This is a genomic window from Pantoea anthophila, assembly GCF_026104315.1.
Lineage (GTDB): Bacteria > Pseudomonadota > Gammaproteobacteria > Enterobacterales > Enterobacteriaceae > Pantoea > Pantoea anthophila.
Genome location: NZ_CP110473.1, coordinates 1,239,536 through 1,258,721, shown reverse-complemented (window position 1 = coordinate 1,258,721; position 19,186 = coordinate 1,239,536). Strand labels below are relative to the sequence as shown.

Annotated in this window: 15 protein-coding genes; 5 read left to right on the top strand and 10 right to left on the bottom strand. The window is 56.7% G+C overall.

Annotated elements, in window-relative coordinates:
- Positions 1–349: 349 nt before the first annotated feature.
- Positions 350–3,016 (bottom strand): DNA topoisomerase (ATP-hydrolyzing) subunit A, encoded by a 2,667-nt coding sequence (gyrA, locus tag OJ965_RS08510; RefSeq protein ID WP_111207499.1) that lies wholly within the window; start codon positions 3,014–3,016, stop codon positions 350–352.
- A gap of 177 nt (positions 3,017–3,193) precedes the next feature.
- Here gyrA and ubiG point away from each other — a divergent pair, with 177 nt between their 5' ends.
- The 4 genes from ubiG (at position 3,194) to yfaE (ending at position 8,176) form a co-directional block, all read left to right on the top strand.
- The gene (gene ubiG, locus OJ965_RS08505; RefSeq protein WP_009089062.1) at positions 3,194–3,919 is read left to right on the top strand and encodes a bifunctional 2-polyprenyl-6-hydroxyphenol methylase/3-demethylubiquinol 3-O-methyltransferase UbiG; all 726 of its coding nucleotides are present in this window, start codon (positions 3,194–3,196) and stop codon (positions 3,917–3,919) included.
- Positions 3,920–4,421: 502 nt separating this feature from the next.
- Entirely contained in the window at positions 4,422–6,707 is a 2,286-nt protein-coding gene (nrdA, locus tag OJ965_RS08500; RefSeq protein ID WP_009089060.1) for a class 1a ribonucleoside-diphosphate reductase subunit alpha, read from the top strand.
- Positions 6,708–6,782: 75 nt separating this feature from the next.
- Positions 6,783–7,913, top strand: a complete 1,131-nt coding sequence (gene nrdB / locus OJ965_RS08495) for a class Ia ribonucleoside-diphosphate reductase subunit beta (RefSeq protein ID WP_009089058.1) — start codon at positions 6,783–6,785, stop codon at positions 7,911–7,913.
- Between the two features lie 2 nt (positions 7,914–7,915).
- The gene (gene yfaE / locus OJ965_RS08490) at positions 7,916–8,176 is read left to right on the top strand and encodes a class I ribonucleotide reductase maintenance protein YfaE (RefSeq protein WP_009089055.1); all 261 of its coding nucleotides are present in this window, start codon (positions 7,916–7,918) and stop codon (positions 8,174–8,176) included.
- Between the two features lie 256 nt (positions 8,177–8,432).
- Here the strand turns inward: yfaE and OJ965_RS08485 are convergent, their stop codons facing one another.
- Positions 8,433–9,629, bottom strand: a complete 1,197-nt coding sequence (locus tag OJ965_RS08485; protein WP_150028886.1) for a nicotinamide mononucleotide deamidase-related protein YfaY — start codon at positions 9,627–9,629, stop codon at positions 8,433–8,435.
- 196 nt (positions 9,630–9,825) lie between these two features.
- Positions 9,826–10,137 carry a stress response protein ElaB gene (gene elaB / locus OJ965_RS08480; protein ID WP_009089050.1) on the bottom strand — a complete coding sequence of 104 codons (312 nt, stop codon included), beginning with the start codon at positions 10,135–10,137 and terminating at the stop codon, positions 9,826–9,828.
- A 334-nt stretch (positions 10,138–10,471) separates the two neighbouring features.
- On the opposite strand from elaB, the gene OJ965_RS08475 reads away from it, so the two are divergent.
- Positions 10,472–12,130 carry a glucan biosynthesis protein D gene (locus OJ965_RS08475; RefSeq protein WP_265138800.1) on the top strand — a complete coding sequence of 553 codons (1,659 nt, stop codon included), beginning with the start codon at positions 10,472–10,474 and terminating at the stop codon, positions 12,128–12,130.
- A gap of 32 nt (positions 12,131–12,162) precedes the next feature.
- Here the strand turns inward: OJ965_RS08475 and OJ965_RS08470 are convergent, their stop codons facing one another.
- The 7 genes from OJ965_RS08470 to nuoI form a co-directional block, all read right to left on the bottom strand.
- Positions 12,163–12,621 carry a GNAT family N-acetyltransferase gene (locus tag OJ965_RS08470; RefSeq protein ID WP_058957787.1) on the bottom strand — a complete coding sequence of 153 codons (459 nt, stop codon included), beginning with the start codon at positions 12,619–12,621 and terminating at the stop codon, positions 12,163–12,165.
- A gap of 128 nt (positions 12,622–12,749) precedes the next feature.
- Positions 12,750–14,207: an NADH-quinone oxidoreductase subunit NuoN gene (gene nuoN / locus OJ965_RS08465; protein WP_046102270.1), complete on the bottom strand. Its 1,458-nt coding sequence runs from the start codon at positions 14,205–14,207 to the stop codon at positions 12,750–12,752.
- A gap of 6 nt (positions 14,208–14,213) precedes the next feature.
- A complete protein-coding gene (gene nuoM, locus OJ965_RS08460) occupies positions 14,214–15,734 on the bottom strand; it encodes an NADH-quinone oxidoreductase subunit M (protein ID WP_009089040.1) in 1,521 nt (506 codons plus the stop codon).
- A 210-nt stretch (positions 15,735–15,944) separates the two neighbouring features.
- The gene (gene nuoL / locus OJ965_RS08455) at positions 15,945–17,780 is read right to left on the bottom strand and encodes an NADH-quinone oxidoreductase subunit L (RefSeq protein WP_009089038.1); all 1,836 of its coding nucleotides are present in this window, start codon (positions 17,778–17,780) and stop codon (positions 15,945–15,947) included.
- Positions 17,777–18,079: an NADH-quinone oxidoreductase subunit NuoK gene (gene nuoK, locus OJ965_RS08450; RefSeq protein ID WP_003854236.1), complete on the bottom strand. Its 303-nt coding sequence runs from the start codon at positions 18,077–18,079 to the stop codon at positions 17,777–17,779. Before nuoK ends, nuoL begins: the two co-directional genes overlap by 4 nt.
- The gene (gene nuoJ, locus OJ965_RS08445; protein ID WP_009089036.1) at positions 18,076–18,627 is read right to left on the bottom strand and encodes an NADH-quinone oxidoreductase subunit J; all 552 of its coding nucleotides are present in this window, start codon (positions 18,625–18,627) and stop codon (positions 18,076–18,078) included. Before nuoJ ends, nuoK begins: the two co-directional genes overlap by 4 nt.
- A 10-nt stretch (positions 18,628–18,637) precedes the next feature.
- On the bottom strand, positions 18,638–19,180 hold the full coding sequence (nuoI, locus tag OJ965_RS08440; protein ID WP_009089021.1) for an NADH-quinone oxidoreductase subunit NuoI: 543 nt from the start codon (positions 19,178–19,180) through the stop codon (positions 18,638–18,640).
- Positions 19,181–19,186 lie beyond the last annotated feature (6 nt).

The following is a 19,186-nucleotide window of genomic DNA, read 5'->3' as shown; positions in this document are numbered from 1 at the left end:
TGAAGCGACACCACACCCCGCCGAGAAAAGCCTTTCGATCGCAGCGGCCTCTCCGCCACACCCACAAGAATCCGCATCCTCCCGCCCGCGCACTCACCCGCCTGAAGCGACACCCTATCCGGCGAGAAAGGCTTGCCATGCCCGAAGAGCAAAGCGTCCACGCCAGGGATGGCGTGGCCGATCCGCAGGGATGCAGGAATCCTTTGCGATCGGGCATGGCGGGCCTTTCGATCGCAGCGGCCTCACCGCCACACCCACCTGCGACCGAACGCCCCATACAAAAAAACGGCAGGCCGGGTTTCCCCTGACCTGCCGTTTCTGCAACGAACCTCAGCTTATGCCAGACAATTTACTCGTCGTCTTCAGCCGCGTCGTCTTCATCTTCCGCTTCCGGTGCAATCTCTTCATCGTCAGAATCCGCTTCAGGCGCGATATCATCCTCGCCTTCCGCCACGCTGCCGTCGATTGAATCCAGCTCTTCCTCTTCAACCGGCTCGGCGACACGCTGCAATCCGACCACGTTCTCATCCTCTGCGGTGCGGATCAGAATCACACCCTGGGTATTACGACCCACGACGCTGACTTCTGAAACGCGGGTACGCACCAGCGTACCGGCATCGGTGATCATCATAATCTGATCGCTATCCACCACCTGAACAGCGCCAATCACCGGACCGTTACGATCGGTCACCTTGATTGAAATCACACCCTGCGTCGCACGCGACTTGGTCGGGTATTCGCTGTTGGCGGTACGCTTGCCGTAACCATTCTGCGTCACGGTAAGAATCGCACCCTCCTCACGCGGCACAATCAGAGAAACTACGCGATCGCCTTCGGCCAGCTTGATACCGCGAACACCTGACGCGGTTCGGCCCATGGCACGCACAGCGCTCTCGGCGAAGCGCACCACTTTACCGGCGGCGGAGAACAGCATCGCTTCGTCATTACCGTTGGTCAGCGCCACACCGATCAGCTCATCGTCGTCACGCAGATTCACGGCAATAATGCCGGCGCTGCGCGGACGGCTGAACTCTTTCAGCGCGGTCTTCTTCACGGTGCCCAGCGCGGTCGCCATAAAGATATTGAAGCCTTCGGTATACTCGCGAACCGGCAGAATCGCCGTAATACGCTCGTTCGCTTCCAGCGGCAGCAGGTTGACGATTGGACGTCCACGCGCACCACGGCTCGCTTCCGGCAGCTGATAAACCTTCATCCAGTAGAGACGGCCACGGCTGGAGAAGCAGAGAATCGTATCGTGGGTATTGGCAACCAGCAGACGATCAATGAAGTCCTCTTCCTTGATGCGTGCCGCTGACTTGCCTTTACCACCACGACGCTGCGCTTCGTAGTCACTCAGCGGCTGATACTTCACATAGCCCTGATGCGACAACGTCACCACCACGTCTTCCTGATTGATCAGGTCTTCGATGTTGATGTCCGCGCTGTTCGCGGTAATCTCGGTGCGACGATCGTCACCAAACTGATCGCGCATCAGCTCCAGCTCTTCGCGGATCACTTCCATCAGACGCTCAGCGCTCGACAGAATCAGCAGCAACCCGGCGATCTGATCCAGCAGCGCTTTATACTCATCCAGCAGCTTCTCGTGCTCAAGGCCGGTCAGTTTCTGCAGACGCAGATCCAGAATCGCCTGAGCCTGCTGCTCGGTCAGGTAGTACTGACCGTCGCGGATGCCAAACTGCGGCTCCAGCCACTCCGGACGGGCGGCGTCATCACCGGCACGCTCCAGCATCGCTGACACGTTACCGAGATCCCACGCCTGCGAAATCAGACCCGCTTTTGCTTCTGCCGGCGTTGGCGCACGGCGGATCAGCTCGATGATCGGATCGATATTCGCCAGCGCAATCGCCAGACCTTCAAGGATATGCGCACGGTCACGGGCTTTACGCAGTTCAAAAATGGTACGGCGCGTCACCACTTCACGACGATGGCGAACAAAGGCTTCCAGAATCTCCTTCAGCGCCATAATCTTCGGCTGACCCTGATGCAGGGCAACCATGTTGATACCAAACGAAGTCTGCAACTGAGTCAGTGAATAGAGATTATTCAGCACCACTTCGCCGACCGCATCACGCTTAATCTCGATCACGATGCGCATGCCGTCTTTGTCAGACTCATCGCGCAGCGCGCTGATGCCTTCGACACGCTTCTCTTTCACCAGCTCTGCAATCTTCTCGATCAGGCGGGCTTTGTTGACCTGATAAGGCAGCTCGTGAATGACGATGGTCTCGCGGCCCGTTTTGGCATCCGCTTCCACTTCGCCACGCGCACGAATATAAATCTTACCGCGTCCGGTGCGGTACGCTTCTTCAATGCCACGGCGGCCGTTGATGATGGCGGCGGTCGGGAAGTCAGGTCCCGGAATGTGCTCCATCAGCCCTTCAATGCTGATGTTCTCATCTTCAATATAGGCCAGGCAGCCGTTAATCACTTCGCGCAGGTTATGCGGCGGAATATTGGTTGCCATCCCCACGGCGATACCGGAGGAACCGTTAACCAGCAGGTTAGGGATTTTGGTCGGCAGAACTTCAGGGATCTGCTCTGTGCCGTCATAGTTCGGCACAAAATCGACGGTCTCTTTTTCCAGGTCAGCTAACAGATCGTGGGCGATTTTTGACATGCGGACTTCGGTATAACGCATCGCCGCGGCGGAGTCGCCATCGATGGAACCGAAGTTGCCTTGTCCGTCCACCAGCATGTAACGCAGGGAGAAAGGCTGGGCCATACGTACAATGGTGTCGTAAACGGCGGAATCACCATGCGGGTGATATTTACCGATAACGTCACCGACGACGCGGGCAGATTTTTTATAGGGTTTGTTCCAGTCGTTACCCAGTTCGCTCATCGCAAAGAGTACGCGACGATGCACCGGCTTCAGGCCGTCACGCACATCGGGTAAAGCTCGGCCAACGATGACCGACATGGCGTAATCGAGGTAAGAAGTCTTTAATTCTTCTTCGATATTGACCGGTGTAATTTCTCTCGCAAGGTCGCTCATGGAGCCGCTATCCCTCTACTTAATCCCGGATTTTAAAGGTGCGAAAGTATATCACACTGCAATGCTCTGGTGAACGTTAACCACCGATTTCACCCGCTTTTCCTTGTGCCTGAAAGGTGTGCCATCGGCGGTTAAGCGTTTATACTGTGGGGACATTTTGTCAGGAGTTACGATTCAATGAATGCACAACCGCAGAATCATCAGCAGAACGTCGATGCACAGGAAATTGCCAAGTTTGAGGCCGTTGCCTCGCGCTGGTGGGATCTGGAGGGTGAATTTAAACCGTTGCACCGCATTAACCCGCTTCGCCTGGGCTATATCGCGGAGCACAGCAACGGTTTGTTTGGTAAAACCGTGCTAGACGTCGGCTGCGGCGGCGGCATTTTAGCCGAGAGCATGGCGCGCGAAGGTGCGGTAGTGACCGGACTGGACATGGGAGCGGAACCTCTGGCGGTCGCACGTCTGCATGCCCTTGAGAGCGGCGTCACGCTGGACTACGTGCAGCAGACCGTAGAAGCGCATGCGGAAGAGAATGCTGGAAAATATGATGTGGTGACCTGCATGGAGATGCTGGAGCACGTTCCGGACCCGCGCTCGGTGGTGCACGCCTGTGCGCAGCTGGTTAAGCCGGGCGGCGAGGTCTTCTTCTCCACGCTGAATCGCAATCCCAAAGCCTGGCTGCTGGCGGTGTTCGGCGCAGAATATGTGCTGCGCATGGTGCCACGCGGCACCCATGACGTGAAAAAGTTTATCCGTCCCTCTGAGCTGCTCGGCTGGGTCGATGAGACCACCCTGCGTGAACGTCACATCATTGGCCTGCACTACAACCCGGTGACCAACCGCTTCAAACTGGCACCCGGCACCGACGTCAATTATATGGTGCACACCCACCGCGCCCGCTAAGTCTCTGGCCCGCCTCTTTCTCCGGCGGGCCTTCTCCCCGCGCAGCCGCTCAGACCGCCACACCATTCTCATATCTGCCAGTCACCTAGCTCAGGCTGGCCCTGACAGATTTCACCTGTCCGCCCGCCTTTTCTGCCAGAGCCGCAGAGCGCTAGCGGCTTTTGCGCAATTTTCATCCCTTTTTCTGCGCACATCTGAGGATTGAATAAGAAATACGCGTCCGATCAAATTAACAAAAAAAAGTGTGATCGGGTTGACAGGGTGTCAGGCCTTATAAGGCGTGGGCTAAAAATTTTCGCCAGAATTACAACCCCTCCCGTCATCATTTTTTGCTCTTGTTAACCCGCCGCAAAATACTAAAATATGCCTCCATGTAGTTGCAGGTTTTCCCATCACCCCCTAGATGTTGTGTTTATCCACATATTATTCACAATGAATATGCTGTGTATAAACCGGGATTTCTTTTAATTTTTGGATACTCACGCAAAGGTAAAAACGCGACATGAACCAGAGTCTGCTCGTTACTAAACGCGATGGCCGCCAGGAGCGCATTGATCTCGACAAAATTCACCGTGTGCTGGACTGGGCAGCTGAAGGGCTGAACAACGTCTCAGTGTCACAGGTGGAGCTGCGTTCCCATATTCAGTTCTATGATGGCATCAGGACCTCTGACATTCATGAGACCATCATCAAGGCCGCAGCAGACCTCATCTCTCGCGATGCCCCTGACTATCAGTACCTGGCTGCCCGCCTGGCAATCTTCCACCTGCGCAAAAAGGCGTATGGTCAGTTTGAGCCACCAAAGCTCTATGACCAGGTCGTCAAAATGGTGGACCTCGGCAAATATGACCGCCACCTGCTGGAAGATTACAGCCCGGAAGAGTTTGCACAGATGGACGAGTTCCTCGACCACTGGCGCGACATGAACTTCTCCTATGCTGCCGTGAAGCAGCTGGAAGGCAAATATCTGGTGCAGAACCGCGTCTCCGGTGAAATCTACGAGAGCGCGCAGTTCCTCTACATCCTGGTCGCCGCCTGCCTCTTCTCTGGCTATCCGCGCGACACCCGCATGGATTACATCAGACGTTTCTATGATGCGGTTTCGACCTTTAAGATCTCCCTGCCGACACCTATCATGTCGGGCGTGCGTACCCCGACGCGTCAGTTCAGCTCCTGTGTCCTGATCGAGTGCGGCGACAGCCTGGACTCAATCAACGCCACCTCCAGCGCGATCGTGAAATATGTCTCTCAGCGTGCCGGTATCGGCATCAACGCCGGTCGCATCCGTGCGCTGGGCAGCCCGATCCGCGGCGGTGAAGCGTTCCACACCGGCTGTATCCCGTTCTACAAACATTTCCAGACTGCGGTGAAGTCCTGTTCTCAGGGCGGCGTTCGCGGCGGTGCCGCCACGCTGTTCTACCCGATGTGGCATCTGGAAATCGAAAGTCTGCTGGTGCTGAAAAACAACCGTGGTGTTGAAGGCAACCGCGTGCGCCACATGGACTATGGCGTGCAGCTCAACAAACTGATGTACCAGCGCCTGCTGAAAGGGGAAGAGATTACCCTGTTCAGCCCGTCTGATGTCCCGGGTCTGTATGACGCCTTCTTCGCCGATCAGGATGAGTTTGAGCGCCTTTACACCAAATATGAGCAGGATCAGAGCATCCGCAAACAGCGTGTCAAAGCGGTCGATCTCTTCTCTCTGATGATGCAGGAACGCGCCTCAACCGGCCGTATCTACATTCAGAACGTTGACCACTGCAACACCCACAGCCCGTTTGATGCCAGCATCGCGCCGGTTCGCCAGTCTAACCTCTGCCTGGAGATCGCGCTGCCGACTAAGCCGCTGGAAGATGTGAACGACGAGAACGGTGAAATCGCCCTGTGTACGCTCTCTGCGTTCAACCTGGGTGCCATTGACAGCCTCGACGATCTGGAAGAGCTCGCGACCCTGGCGGTGCGTGCGCTTGACGCCCTGCTCGACTATCAGGATTACCCCATCCCGGCAGCGAAGCGTGGCGCGATGGGTCGTCGTACCCTGGGTATCGGCGTGATCAACTACGCTTACTACCTGGCGAAGCACGGTGTGCGCTACTCCGACGGCAGCGCCAATGGCCTGACGCACAAGACCTTTGAAGCCATTCAGTATTACCTGCTGAAAGCCTCAAACGCGCTGGCGAAAGAGCAAGGTGCCTGCCCGTGGTTCAACGAAACCACCTATGCGCAGGGCATCCTGCCTATCGACACCTACAAGAAAGATCTGGACGCGATCAGCAACGAACCGCTGCATCTCGACTGGGAAAGCCTGCGTGAAGAGATCAAAACTCACGGCCTGCGCAACTCGACGCTGTCAGCGCTGATGCCGTCTGAGACATCGTCACAGATCTCCAATGCCACCAACGGCATTGAGCCGCCACGCGGTCACATCAGCATTAAAGCCTCGAAAGATGGCATCCTGCGTCAGGTGGTGCCGGAGTATGAGCGTCTGAAAGATCAGTATGAGCTGCTGTGGGAAATGCCGAACAACGATGGCTATCTGCAGCTGGTGGGTCTGATGCAGAAATTCATCGACCAGGCGATTTCGTCTAACACCAACTACGATCCATCCCGCTTTGCCAACGGTAAAGTGCCGATGAAGCAACTGCTGAAAGATCTGCTGACGGCGTACAAGTTCGGCGTGAAAACGCTCTACTATCAGAACACCCGTGACGGTGCGGAAGATGCTCAGGATGACCTGGCACCTTCTATCCAGGATGATGGCTGCGAGAGCGGCGCCTGTAAAATCTAATGGCCAGGCGGGAGATTCTCCCGCCTCATTCATTTCACGAGGCCACTTCGCTTCCTCTTTTTTTGGACAACTTTTATGGCTTACTCCACCTTCTCACAGAACAAAAATGATCAGCTGAAAGAGCCGATGTTTTTCGGTCAGTCGGTCAACGTGGCGCGCTTCGACCAGCAGAAATATGACATCTTTGAAAAGCTGATCGAAAAGCAGCTCTCTTTCTTCTGGCGTCCCGAAGAGGTCGACGTGTCCCGCGACCGTATCGACTATCAGGCGCTGCCGGAACATGAAAAGCATATCTTTATCAGCAACCTGAAGTATCAGACGCTGCTGGATTCGATCCAGGGCCGCAGCCCGAACGTCGCGCTGCTGCCACTGATCTCGATCCCTGAGCTGGAAACCTGGATCGAAACCTGGGCCTTCTCCGAGACGATTCACTCCCGTTCTTACACCCACATTATCCGTAATATCGTGAACGATCCGGCGCTGGTGTTTGATGATATCGTCACCAACGAGCAGATTCTGGCGCGCGCTCAGGATATCTCACGCTATTACGACGATCTGATTGAGATGACCAACTACTGGCATCAGCTGGGCGAAGGCACGCATCAGGTCAACGGCAAAACGGTTGTCGTCAGCCTGCGCGCCCTGAAGAAGCAGCTTTATATCTGCCTGATGAGCGTCAATGCGCTGGAAGCCATCCGCTTCTATGTCAGCTTCGCCTGTTCATTCGCCTTCGCAGAGCGTGAGCTGATGGAAGGCAACGCCAAAATCATCAAGCTGATCGCCCGCGATGAAGCGCTGCACCTGACCGGCACCCAGCATATGCTGAACCTGCTGCGCAGCGGTGAAGACGATCCGGAGATGAAAGAGATTGCGGCAGAGTGCCGTGATGAGTGCTTCGAGCTGTTTAAGAAGGCCGCCGAGCAGGAGAAAGAGTGGGCAGACTATCTGTTCAGCGGCGGCTCAATGATCGGCCTGAATAAAGATATTCTCTGCCAGTACATTGAGTACATCACCAATATCCGTATGCAGGCGGTGGGCCTTGATTTGCCGTTCCAGACGCGGTCAAACCCGATTCCGTGGATCAACTCCTGGCTGGTGTCTGACAACGTTCAGGTTGCGCCGCAGGAAGTGGAAGTGAGCTCCTATCTGGTGGGTCAGATTGACTCTGAAGTGGGCGCTAACGACTTCGACGACTTCCAGCTGTAATCATGAGCCGCGACGTTGTTATTCTGCGCAGCTCCGGCACCCGGCTGGAATGCACGGACGAGCACACGAATCTGCTGACGCTGCTGGAAGCCAACAATCTCTGCGTGGAGTTCCAGTGCCGCGAAGGTTACTGCGGCTCCTGCCGGATGCGGCTGCTGAAGGGTGAAGTGCACTACCCGCAGAAGCCGCTGGCCTTTGTGCAGCAGGATGAGATCCTGCCCTGCTGCTGCAAAGCCAAAGGCGAGATTGAGCTTGAGTTGTAACTGAGACGAAAAAAGTCTGACTTGATTTGCTTTGAGATCGCGTCAGCTCAGGGAACACGGTCAGATCGGAAAGACGCAAAAAGCGTCATCCCTGACAGCTCGGCCCGCGCCGTCCATGGCGCGGGACGCTTTCCTCCTCTGCCCGTGTTCCCTGCGCTTTAAGCCTATTTATTGCTGTCAGACTAACCCTGTATGGGTTGAATCCGTAGTCTGATCCAGACGGGCGCCTCAGGCGCCCGTTTTATTTTCCCTGTTCTCACTGTCTGATAGTTTCAACCACATCAATCCAGCCGTGACCGGTGCTGACTTCGCTGCCGTGCAACCAGCGGCGCAGCATGTTCATCGCCATCATTGCCACTACCTTCTGCCGCGTCTCCAGGTTATGACGACCGGTGCTGAATTTCACCCGCTGTCCGACACTGCCTTCCGGAGTATACAGGGCAATCGCTATCTCTTCCTGATCCAGACTGCCGACAGAGAGCGCCAGCGCCGCCTGCTGCTGCGCGGCGAGCTGACCGGTGCGGGCAACCTGCTGCTCAAGCGTCTCAGGACGGGAAGGCAGAATGTCTGCACCGCGCAACGGCACACTGGCAGCAGCCAGTTGCCAGTAGAGCAGTCCGGCGGTGTACTGCTCACTGATCGCCAGCGCTGAACCGCGCTGCGTCAGTTCACGGGCCAGCAGGGCTGGTAACCCTTCGGTGCCTTCAAAAATGGTGCATTCCGCCAGCAGCAGCCGAACCTGCTGCCACGCCTGCTCCATCGCCACACGCTGACTTGCCGGGCCGGTGAGTTTGATCTCGATAATCGGCATGGAGGAGCGATAACCCATCACCACACCCTCGGGCAGCGGCAGCGACTCCAGCTCAGCGGCGATATCGCTTTCGCCGCGACCAAAGGTCGTCAGTCGCAGACAGACCGGCGGCTCGGGCGGCGTAAACTTCGCCTTCAGGCGCGGAATGATCTGCTGCTCCACCATGACTTTAAACTCAGAGGGAACGCCGGGCGTGAAAAACATCCAGCAGCGATTGAGCTGCAGGGCAAAGCCACAGGCGGTGCCGACCGGATTATCAATCAGTTCTGCATTGGCCGGGATCTCGGCCTGCTTGCGATTACTCGCCGCCATCACCCGTCCCCGGCTGGCAAACCAGGCTTCCATCTGCTCCAGCCACCCCTGCTGCATCTCCAGTTCCACGCCACAGGCCTGAGCCGCCGCCAGCGCACTGAGATCGTCACTGGTCGGCCCCAGCCCGCCATTCACGATCAGCACATCCGCCTCGTGACTGCGCGCCTGCAGCGTCGCGATCAGCGAATCGAGAGAATCCCCGACCGTGGTGCGGCTGGTCATCGGCAGGCCGTGCTGAAATAGCACATCCGCCAGCCAGGCCGCGTTGGTATCGACGATTTGGCCATGCAGCACCTCATCCCCGGTTGACAGCATCTCTACTCTGATCACGTCGCATTCTCCTTTTTAACGTTTGCTTTACTTTAGGAACTCCATCAGAGAAACACAATGCGCATTCCCCTCGAGAGCACAGGGCGCTTCAGGCCGGAAAGAGAAAAACGAGGATTTGCGGAGGCGGGCCGTGCGTACAGGAAAAACAAAAACGGCGGGTGAGACCCGCCGTTTAATGACTGTCAGGGCGTCGCGATTATCGACGCGCCAGCAGCAGCCCCAGGATCAGACCGGCGGTAGCGCCGATGCCAACACCCTGCCAGGGTTTTTCGTGCACGTAATCGTCGGCACGGTAAGCGGCCTGTTTTGCACGATAGTAGTAGCTATCGGACGCCTGGCTGACACGTGATTTCACATCGTGCAGCGCCTGTTCGGCTTTGCTTTTAAGCTCGATGTACTTCTGGTCAGCCGGATCACCGGATGCCTTCAGTACTTCTTCCAGCGTTTCCGTCAGTAACGCAATATCGTCATCGAGGCCCGTTTCGAATTGATTTGTCTGGTTTACCATCGTTTCCTCCGTGTGAATTGCAAAGCAGTTCATTAACTATAGCCACAATCTGACGCTCTGCCGATTTCCTGCGCCAGGAATCACCTGATTTTTCATTTGTTAACCGGGGCAGCGTCAGGCAGCGCGCCCTTCCCTGTGCAAAGATGCGTAAGACGCAGCGGCAGAGACGCAATTTCGCTTCGCTTCTTTGATTAATCTGATAAATTTTAACGGAACTGAATTTTCCAGTTACCCTGCTGTCGTACCCCTCTGTTGCCTGTGATTATCGGGCCATGAAAGTGCATTTTGCACGACAGTCACGACACCCTCGAACAGCTAAGGAATGATCTCTGGCATGAATCGAAGAATGTTTATGAAAGCGTCAATGGCCTTCTCCGCCGTCAGCGGCATGACCGGCCTGTCAACGCTGTTTGCGCAATCCGCCTGGGCAGAAGATGGCATTGCTGACGGAACCGCAGTACGCTTCGGTTTCGACGTATTGAAGAAAAAAGCGGCCGCGCTGGCGAAGCAACCCTGGGGCGGCGCGCCAGGCGCACTGCCGGAGACACTGGCAACGCTGACGCCGCAGGCGTACAACGAAATTCAGTATGACGCGAATCACTCGCTCTGGAACAACCTGCCCGACCGTCAGCTGGACGTGCAGTTCTTCCACGTCGGCATGGGCTTCAAGCGCCGCATCCGCATGTTCTCGGTTGACAGTGCCAGCCGCGAGGCGCGCGAAATCCACTTCCGTCCTGAACTGTTTAACTATAACGATGCGAAGGTCGATACAAAGCAGCTGGAGGGTAAAACCGACCTGGGCTTCGCCGGTTTCCGCGCCTTTAAGAAACCGGAACTGGCTCGCCGGGATATCGTCTCCTTCCTCGGCGCAAGCTACTTCCGTGCGGTTGACGATACTTACCAGTACGGCCTCTCGGCACGCGGCGTGGCGATCAACACCTTCAGCAACGGTCAGGAAGAGTTCCCCGATTTCACGGCCTTCTGGTTTGAAACGCCAAAGGCGGAAGATACCACCTTTACCTGCTATGCCCTGCTGGATGGCGCGAGCGTCACCGGTGCCTACAAGTTCATCATCCATTGCGAAGAGAAACGCGTGGTGATGGAGGTGGAAAACCACCTGTTTGCCCGCAAAGAGATCCGCCAGATTGGCATCTCGCCCATGACCAGCATGTTCAGCTGCGGCACGAATGAACGCCGCATGTGCAACACCTACCATCCGCAAATCCATGACTCCGATCGCCTGGCGATGTGGACCGGTAAAGGGGAATGGATTGCCCGTCCGCTGAACAATCCGCAGCGACTGCAGTTCAACGCCTATGAAGATGAGAATCCGCGTGGCTTTGGCCTGCTCCAGCTTAATCACGACTTTAAAGATTATCAGGATGTGATTGGCTGGTATGACAAGCGTCCGAGCCTGTGGGTGGAGCCGGTCGGCAAATGGGGCAAAGGTGCGATTAACCTGATGGAGATCCCGACGACCGGCGAAACGCTGGATAACGTGGTCTGCTTCTGGCAACCCGCAGAACCGGTCAAAGCGGGCAGCGAGCTGAACTTCTCCTACAAGCTCTACTGGAGTGGTCTGCCGCCGGTGCGCAGCGGTCTGGCGCGCGTTGACGCCACCCGCACCGGTATCGGCGGTTTCCCGGAAGGCTGGGCGCCTGGCGAACACTTCCCGGAAACCTGGTGCCGCCGCTTCGCCATTGATTTCATCGGGGGTGATTTGCAGGCTGCCGCGCCGAAAGGCATCGAGCCGGTCATTACCGTGTCGTCCGGTAGCGTGAAACAGGTCGAAATTCTGTATGTCGATCCGCTGAAGGGTTATCGCATTCTGTTTGACTGGTATCCGAACAGCGACTCGACCGCGCCGGTCGAGATGCGCCTCTTCCTGCGCACCAAAGAGGAGACGCTGAGCGAAACCTGGCTCTATCAATACTTCCCACCTGCGCCGGATCAGCGGAAATATGTCGATGACCGCCAGATGACGGTCGGCTGATGTAAACAGGCGAGGCTCCGGCCTCGCCTTTTTTATGGCGCGACCTTCAGCATATCGACGTGGGGGATCCCATCTTCCAGATAGACCTCCCCTGTCGCCACAAAACCATGCTGCCCGTAGAAGTTCTCCAGATGCGCCTGCGCAGAGAGAAACAGGTCGCGGCCCGGCCAGTGCTGCTGACAACGGCTGACCGCCTGCTCCATCAGACGACGTCCCAGCTGCGCACCGCGCACCCGATCGGACACGATCACCCTGCCGATTTTTACCGGGCCAGAGGCCTCTTCCGGAGACAGCAGGCGCGCATAGGCCACCAGCTGGTCACCGGCCATCCCCAGCAGATGGCGGTTTTCTGCCTGTAAATCTCTGCCATCCACATCCAGATAGGCGCACTGCTGCTCCACCACAAAGACCTGACTGCGCAGCGCCAGCAGCGCATAGAGTTCGGCGGGCGTGAGTTCACGATGGTGTTTATCGAGCCAGCAAATATCCATGATTTCTCCTGAGAAGGCCGGATGGGTTATAGCGACGAGGTCATAACGTCGCGGTTTACAGATGACAGGTCAATGGCAGACAAAAAAAATCAGGCCCGGAGGCCTGATTCATCAGAGCGTCATTCCGCTTACATCAGCGGCTGAGCCATCATCACCAGTCTGATCAGGGGCTGCGGGTAGACCCCTAACAGCAGCACCAGAATGGCGGAGATCAGCACGACCACACCACCGGCGGTAAACGCCCAGTTTGCTGGCGTATCGCGGGTGTGCAGCTCTGGCGGGCTGAGGTAAAGACTGACCGTGACGCGCAGATAGTAGTAAAGGCCAATCGCACTGCCCGCCACCACGGCACCGGTCAGCCACCACAGGTGGGCACTGACGCCGGAAGCGATGACGTAGAATTTACCGATAAAGCCCAGCGTCATCGGGATACCCGCCAGCGACAGCATCATCACCGTCATCACCGCAGAGAGAATCGGACGATGCCAGAACAGGCCACGGTAGGAGTAGAGCGAGTCCGCATCCGGGCCACGATACGGGCTGGACATCAGACTGACCACACCAAACGCGCCCAGGCTGCTGAACAGGTAGCCGGCCAGATAAACCCCGGACGTTTCCATCGACAGCTCATGATCTTTCACCGCAATCAGCGCCACCAGCAGATAACCCAGGTGGGCGATGGAAGAGTAACCCAGCAGACGCTTGATGTTGCTCTGCGAAATCGCCATCAGGTTACCGAACAGGATCGATACGAAGGCGATCAGGCCCAGTACCGTGCGAACGGCCTCGCTGTCGGTCACCGGCGCATACATGAAGAGACGCATGATGACACCGAAGATGGCGATCTTGCTGGCGGTCGCCAGGAAGGTCGACACCGGCGCGGGCGCACCCTGATAGACATCAGGCGTCCAGAGGTGGAACGGAACCAGCGAAAGTTTGAAGCCCAGACCGATGATCATCATGCCCAGCCCAACCAGCAGCAGGGGCTCCTGAATCATACTGTCGGTTAGACTCTGACCCAGCGCAACGAAGCTCAGGTTACCGGAGTCGGCGTAGATCAGCGCGATACCAAACAGCAGGAACGAGGAGGCCGCCGCGGAAAGAATGGTATATTTCAGCGCCGCTTCCAGCGAACGTTTCTGGCGGAACGCATAGCCAATCAGACCAAACAGCGGCAGCGACAGCAGCTCAATCCCGATGAACAGCGCCGCCAGATGGTTGGCACTGGCCAGCACGATGCCACCCAGGGCCGCAATCAGCACCAGCAGGTAGAACTCATCTTTGTTGTCCGGGAAACCGGCCAGCCACGGATAGGCAAAGGTGCAGGTCGCCAGGCTCGCCAGCATCACCAGCGCGGTGTAAAACATCGAATAGCCATCGACACGCAGCAGCGGCGTGACATCCATTGCGCCGACCTGACCGACAAAATAGAGCGACAGCAGCGCCAGGTTCAGGCCAACGACCGTTAGCGTGGCGTTAACGAAGTGGTTGCGTCGCCAGGCAATGGACAGCATCACAACCACCACCGTCAATCCGACGATTAACAGCGGCAGCAACGCAATCAATTGGTGAGGAGTTATTGTCATGGCGAATTACGGCCTTGTAGTTGAAATTGAAGCGGTAAACCACTGCTGAATATTGCTCATGGCAGCGTGCGAAGTATCCAGAATCGGCTGTGGATAGACGCCCAGCAGCACCAGCAGGACCACCAGAACCCCGATGGTCATGAACTCACGCGGTGACATGCCTGGCAGCGGATCTTTTGATTTCGCTTCGCCGTAGTAGGCGCGCTGCATCATGACCAGCGAGTAAACGGAGGCGAACACCAGACCAAAGGTGGAGATGATGATAATCGTCGGCACCACCTGGAAACTGCCCGTCAGGATCATGAATTCGCCGACGAAGTTACCGGTACCCGGCATCCCCAGGTTGGCGACAGCAAAGAATAGCGACAGGCCCGGAATCCATTTGATGCGTGACCAGAGTCCACCCATCTGACGCATATCACGGGTATGCAGACGCTCATACAGCTGACCACACAGGATGAAGAGCGCGGCAGCCGAGAGCCCGTGCGCAATCATCTGGATCACCGCACCCTGCAGCGCCAGCTGGCTGCCGGTGTAGATAGCAATCAGCACAAAGCCCATGTGTGAAATCGAGGTGTAGGCAATCAGACGCTTGATATCGGTCTGCGAAAACGCCATCCAGGCACCGTAGAAGATCCCGATAATGCCCAGCCACATGGCAACAGGCGCAAACTCCGCCGAGGCGTTCGGGAACAGCGGCAGGCTGAAACGCAGTAAGCCATACGCTGCGGTTTTCAGCAGGATGCCCGCCAGGTCAACAGAACCCGCCGTCGGCGCCTGACTGTGTGCGTCCGGCAGCCAGCCGTGCAGCGGCACCACCGGCATTTTCACCGCGAAAGCGATAAAGAAGCCCAGCATCAGCAGATATTCAACACCATGTGTCATCGGCGTCTGCAGCAGCTGCTCATAGTTGAACGTCCAGACGCCGGTTGCGTTGAAGTGGACAAACACCAGTCCCAGAATCGCAATCAGCATAACCAGACCTGACGCCTGGGTGTAGATGAAGAACTTGGTTGCAGCGGTAATACGGGTTTTGCCGTCGGAGGCTTTATGACCCCAGAGCGCGATGAGGAAGTACATCGGCACCAGCATCATTTCCCAGAAGAAGAAGAACAGGAACATATCGATGGAGAGGAACACACCGATGACGCCGCCCAGGATCCACATCAGGTTGAGGTGGAAGAAGCCCTGATACTTTTCAATCTCATTCCAGGAACAGAGCACCGCCATCAGACCGAGCAGACCGGTCAGCACCACCATCAGCAGCGACAGACCGTCGATAGCTAAATGGAAGCTGATGCCGAAGCGTGGGATCCACGGAACGGAGAAACTTGACTGCCACTGCGGAATGCCCGCTGCCTGCGTCAGTGAATAGCCTCCCTGCAACCAGAGTTGCAGTGAAAGCGCCAACGTCAGCCCCATGGTGATCAGCGCGATCCAGCGTGGCACCTTCGCGCCGAGGCGCTCGGTCAGCCAGCAGATCAGACCGCCGACGAAGGGTATGATAATTAGCCAAGGTAATAACACGGCACACTTCCCTTTTCTTTGTCTTAGTTCGGGCTATCTTACTGGCCAGTTTGCTTCCCGGCAGTGCTCGCAATCCTCACATACTTCAGTATGCTGCGGTTGCTGCGCGCTGGCGGAAACCAAACTGGCTGCGACGATAACACCCTTGCTCAGGACAATTTTTGACATTCTCAATGGGCAGATTAACTAACCTGCCCCGCTCATCAATCTTTACATCACCAGCAGCAGAGCCAGCACCAGCACGGCACCCACGCTCATTGACGCAACGTACCAGCGCAGGTAGCCATTCTCACTGACGACCAGGCCTTTGTTGGCAATACGTGACAGCAGTGCAGGCAGGTTCATCAGGCCATTCAGTGGGTCGCGCTTCAGCAGCCACGCAATACCCAGGTAAGGTTTGACGAACACTTTATCGTAGAGCCAGTCGAAGCCCCAGGCGGCAAACCACCAGGTGCCGAAGAAACGGCCAGGTGCACTGTTTGCAATCCGGGTAACCAGTTCACGTTTGCCCAGCCACAGCGCGGCAGCGATCAGAATGCCGACAATCGCGACAACGCCTGAGGTGATTTCCAGTCCCACTTTGCCCGCTTCGCCGAACTCACTGGCTGGCAGGACACCCGCCAGCGGTGGCGTGATCAGCGCACCAATAAAGGTGGAGAGCAGCAGCAGCACAATCAGCGGCAGATGATGGGTAATCCCCTTACCGGCATGCGCATGAATTTTCTCTTCGCCGTGGAACACGATAAAGATCATGCGGAAGGTATAGATTGAGGTCAGGAATGCCCCGACCAGTCCGGCCACCATCAGATTGATGTGACCGTTAGCCAGTGCGCCAAACAGGATCTCATCTTTACTGTAGAAGCCCGCGGTGACCAGCGGCAGGGCTGCCAGGGCCGCGCCACCCACCAGGAAGCAGGTGTAGACCAGCGGAATACTTTTACGCAGGCCGCCCATTTTGAAGATGTTCTGCTCATGATGGCAGGCCAGAATGACCGAACCAGAAGAGAGGAACAGTAACGCTTTAAAGAAGGCGTGCGTCATCAGATGGAAAATCGCCGCATCCCACGCCTGAACACCGAGTGCCAGGAACATGTAGCCAATCTGGCTCATGGTGGAGTAAGCGAGCACGCGTTTGATATCGGTCTGTACCAGCGCAGCAAAGCCCGCCAGCACCAGGGTAATCGCTCCGACAATGCCCACCAGATGCAGCACTTCCGGCGTCAGCAGGAACAGACCGTGGCTACGGGCAATCAGGTAGACGCCCGCGGTGACCATGGTCGCGGCGTGGATCAGTGCTGAAACCGGTGTCGGACCGGCCATGGCGTCTGCCAGCCAGGTCTGCAACGGCAGCTGAGCCGATTTACCGACTGCGCCACCCAGCAGCATCAGCGTTGCCCACTGCAGCATGTGGTTGTCTGCGGCAAAGTGCGCCGGTGCCAGCGCCATCATCTCACGGAAGTTCAGCGTGCCCAGCTCGTTGTAGAGGATGAACAGACCGAATGCCAGGAAGACGTCGCCCACGCGGGTGATGATGAACGCTTTCATCGCCGCTTTGCCATTTTCCGGATTGCTGTAGTAGAAACCGATCAGCAGATAGGAGCAGAGCCCTACCCCTTCCCAGCCCAGATACATCAGCATCAGGTTATCGGCCAGCACCAGAACTACCATGCTGGCGATAAACAGGTTGGTGTAGGCGAAGAAGCGGGAGTAGCCCTCTTCACCCCGCATGTACCAGGAGGCGAACATGTGAATGAAGAAACCCACACCGGTTACCACAGACAGCATCGTCAGCGACAGGCCATCCAGCGCCAGGTTCACCTTCATGTCGAAGTTGCCGACATGCATCCAGGTCCAGAGCGACTGGGTGTAAGCCTGCTGACCGTTGGCGAAGAAGTCGAAACCGATCATCGCTGTGGTCAGGGCCGCCAGGCCTACCGATCCCATACCAATCGTGGCCGACAGGTTCTCTGACCAGCGACCGCGGGAAAACGCTAACAGCAGAAAGCCGATTAGCGGAAACAAGACAGTTAAATAGAGAAGATTCATCCGCGCATCTCGCTCACAGTATCAATGTTCAGCGTCTGACGACGACGATAGAGCTGAAGCAGCAGCGCCAGACCAATACTGGCTTCCGCTGCTGCCAGGCTGATGGCCAGGATATACATCACCTGTCCGTCGGCCTGACCCCAATAGCTCCCGGCAACCACCAGGGCTAACGCGGCGGCGTTGATCATGATTTCCAGGCCGATCAGCATAAACAGCAGATTGCGGCGGATAACCAGCGACGTGAGTCCAAGGACAAACAGCACGGCAGCCAGAATCAATCCATGTTGTAACGGGATCATGCGCTCTCCTTTTTCGCCTGTGCGGCGTCAGCAGGACGGTTGCTCAGGACTTCACCCTGGCGCTCTTCACGACCGATATGGAAGGCCACGACCAGACCGGCCAGCAGCAGCATCGACGCCAGCTCTACCGCGAGGACGTACGGACCAAACAGGCTGATACCGACCGCTTTAGCGTCGATGATCGTGCCGTCAATACCCTGGTCATTGGCGGTCAGGATGGCGTAGACCATCACCACCAGCAGCAGCAATGACACCAGGCCCGGACCGATCCAGAGTGAGGGGCTGAGCCACTCGCGCTCCTGTTTCTGCGTCTGTTTGCCCAGGTTCAGCATCATCACGACGAAGACGAACAGCACCATGATCGCGCCGGCATAGACGATGATCTCCAGCGCACCCGCAAAATAGGCTCCCATTGAGAAGAAGACGCCAGCGATCGATAACAGCGAAACGATCAGGTACAGCAACGCATGTACCGGATTGGTGTGGGTAATGACGCGCAACGTCGTCAGCACCGCCACCAGTCCGCAAAGATAAAACGCAAATTCCATGCCTTGCTCCTTAAGGTAATAAGCCTTTGACGTCGATTGGCTTCGCTTCGTTTTCCGCTTCGCCTTTATCTTTACCGTCAATCGCCATACCTGCCATGCGGTAGAAGTTGTACTCCGGATATTTACCCGGTCCCGAAATCAGCAGATCGTCCTTCTCATACACCAGATCCTGACGCTTAAACTCGCCCAGTTCAAAATCGGGCGTCAGCTGAATCGCGGTGGTCGGACAGGCTTCTTCACACATGCCGCAGAAGATGCAGCGTGAGAAGTTGATGCGGAAGAACTCCGGATACCAGCGGCCATCTTTGGTTTCCGCTTTCTGCAGCGAAATACAGCCCACCGGACAGGCAACCGCACACAGGTTACAGGCCACGCAACGCTCTGCCCCATCCGGATCGCGCGTTAACACGATACGGCCGCGATAGCGAGGTGGCAGATAAACCGGCTCTTCCGGGTACATCTGCGTTTCACGTTTGGCAAAGGCGTGCAGCCCTATCAGCCAGATACTGCGAACTGTCGTGCCAAAACCGACGACAATATCTTTCAAAGTCATTTGTTA

What these genes read in the sequence shown, in the direction of transcription:
- gyrA (WP_111207499.1), bottom strand. Translation starts at nt 3,016, where the DNA reads ATGAGCGACCTTGCGAGAGAAATTACACCGGTCAATATCGAAGAAGAA.
- ubiG (WP_009089062.1), top strand. Translation starts at nt 3,194, where the DNA reads ATGAATGCACAACCGCAGAATCATCAGCAGAACGTCGATGCACAGGAA.
- nrdA (WP_009089060.1), top strand. Translation starts at nt 4,422, where the DNA reads ATGAACCAGAGTCTGCTCGTTACTAAACGCGATGGCCGCCAGGAGCGC.
- nrdB (WP_009089058.1), top strand. Translation starts at nt 6,783, where the DNA reads ATGGCTTACTCCACCTTCTCACAGAACAAAAATGATCAGCTGAAAGAG.
- yfaE (WP_009089055.1), top strand. Translation starts at nt 7,916, where the DNA reads ATGAGCCGCGACGTTGTTATTCTGCGCAGCTCCGGCACCCGGCTGGAA.
- elaB (WP_009089050.1), bottom strand. Translation starts at nt 10,137, where the DNA reads ATGGTAAACCAGACAAATCAATTCGAAACGGGCCTCGATGACGATATT.
- OJ965_RS08475 (WP_265138800.1), top strand. Translation starts at nt 10,472, where the DNA reads ATGAATCGAAGAATGTTTATGAAAGCGTCAATGGCCTTCTCCGCCGTC.
- OJ965_RS08470 (WP_058957787.1), bottom strand. Translation starts at nt 12,621, where the DNA reads ATGGATATTTGCTGGCTCGATAAACACCATCGTGAACTCACGCCCGCC.
- nuoN (WP_046102270.1), bottom strand. Translation starts at nt 14,207, where the DNA reads ATGACAATAACTCCTCACCAATTGATTGCGTTGCTGCCGCTGTTAATC.
- nuoL (WP_009089038.1), bottom strand. Translation starts at nt 17,780, where the DNA reads ATGAATCTTCTCTATTTAACTGTCTTGTTTCCGCTAATCGGCTTTCTG.
- nuoK (WP_003854236.1), bottom strand. Translation starts at nt 18,079, where the DNA reads ATGATCCCGTTACAACATGGATTGATTCTGGCTGCCGTGCTGTTTGTC.
- nuoJ (WP_009089036.1), bottom strand. Translation starts at nt 18,627, where the DNA reads ATGGAATTTGCGTTTTATCTTTGCGGACTGGTGGCGGTGCTGACGACG.
- nuoI (WP_009089021.1), bottom strand. Translation starts at nt 19,180, where the DNA reads ATGACTTTGAAAGATATTGTCGTCGGTTTTGGCACGACAGTTCGCAGT.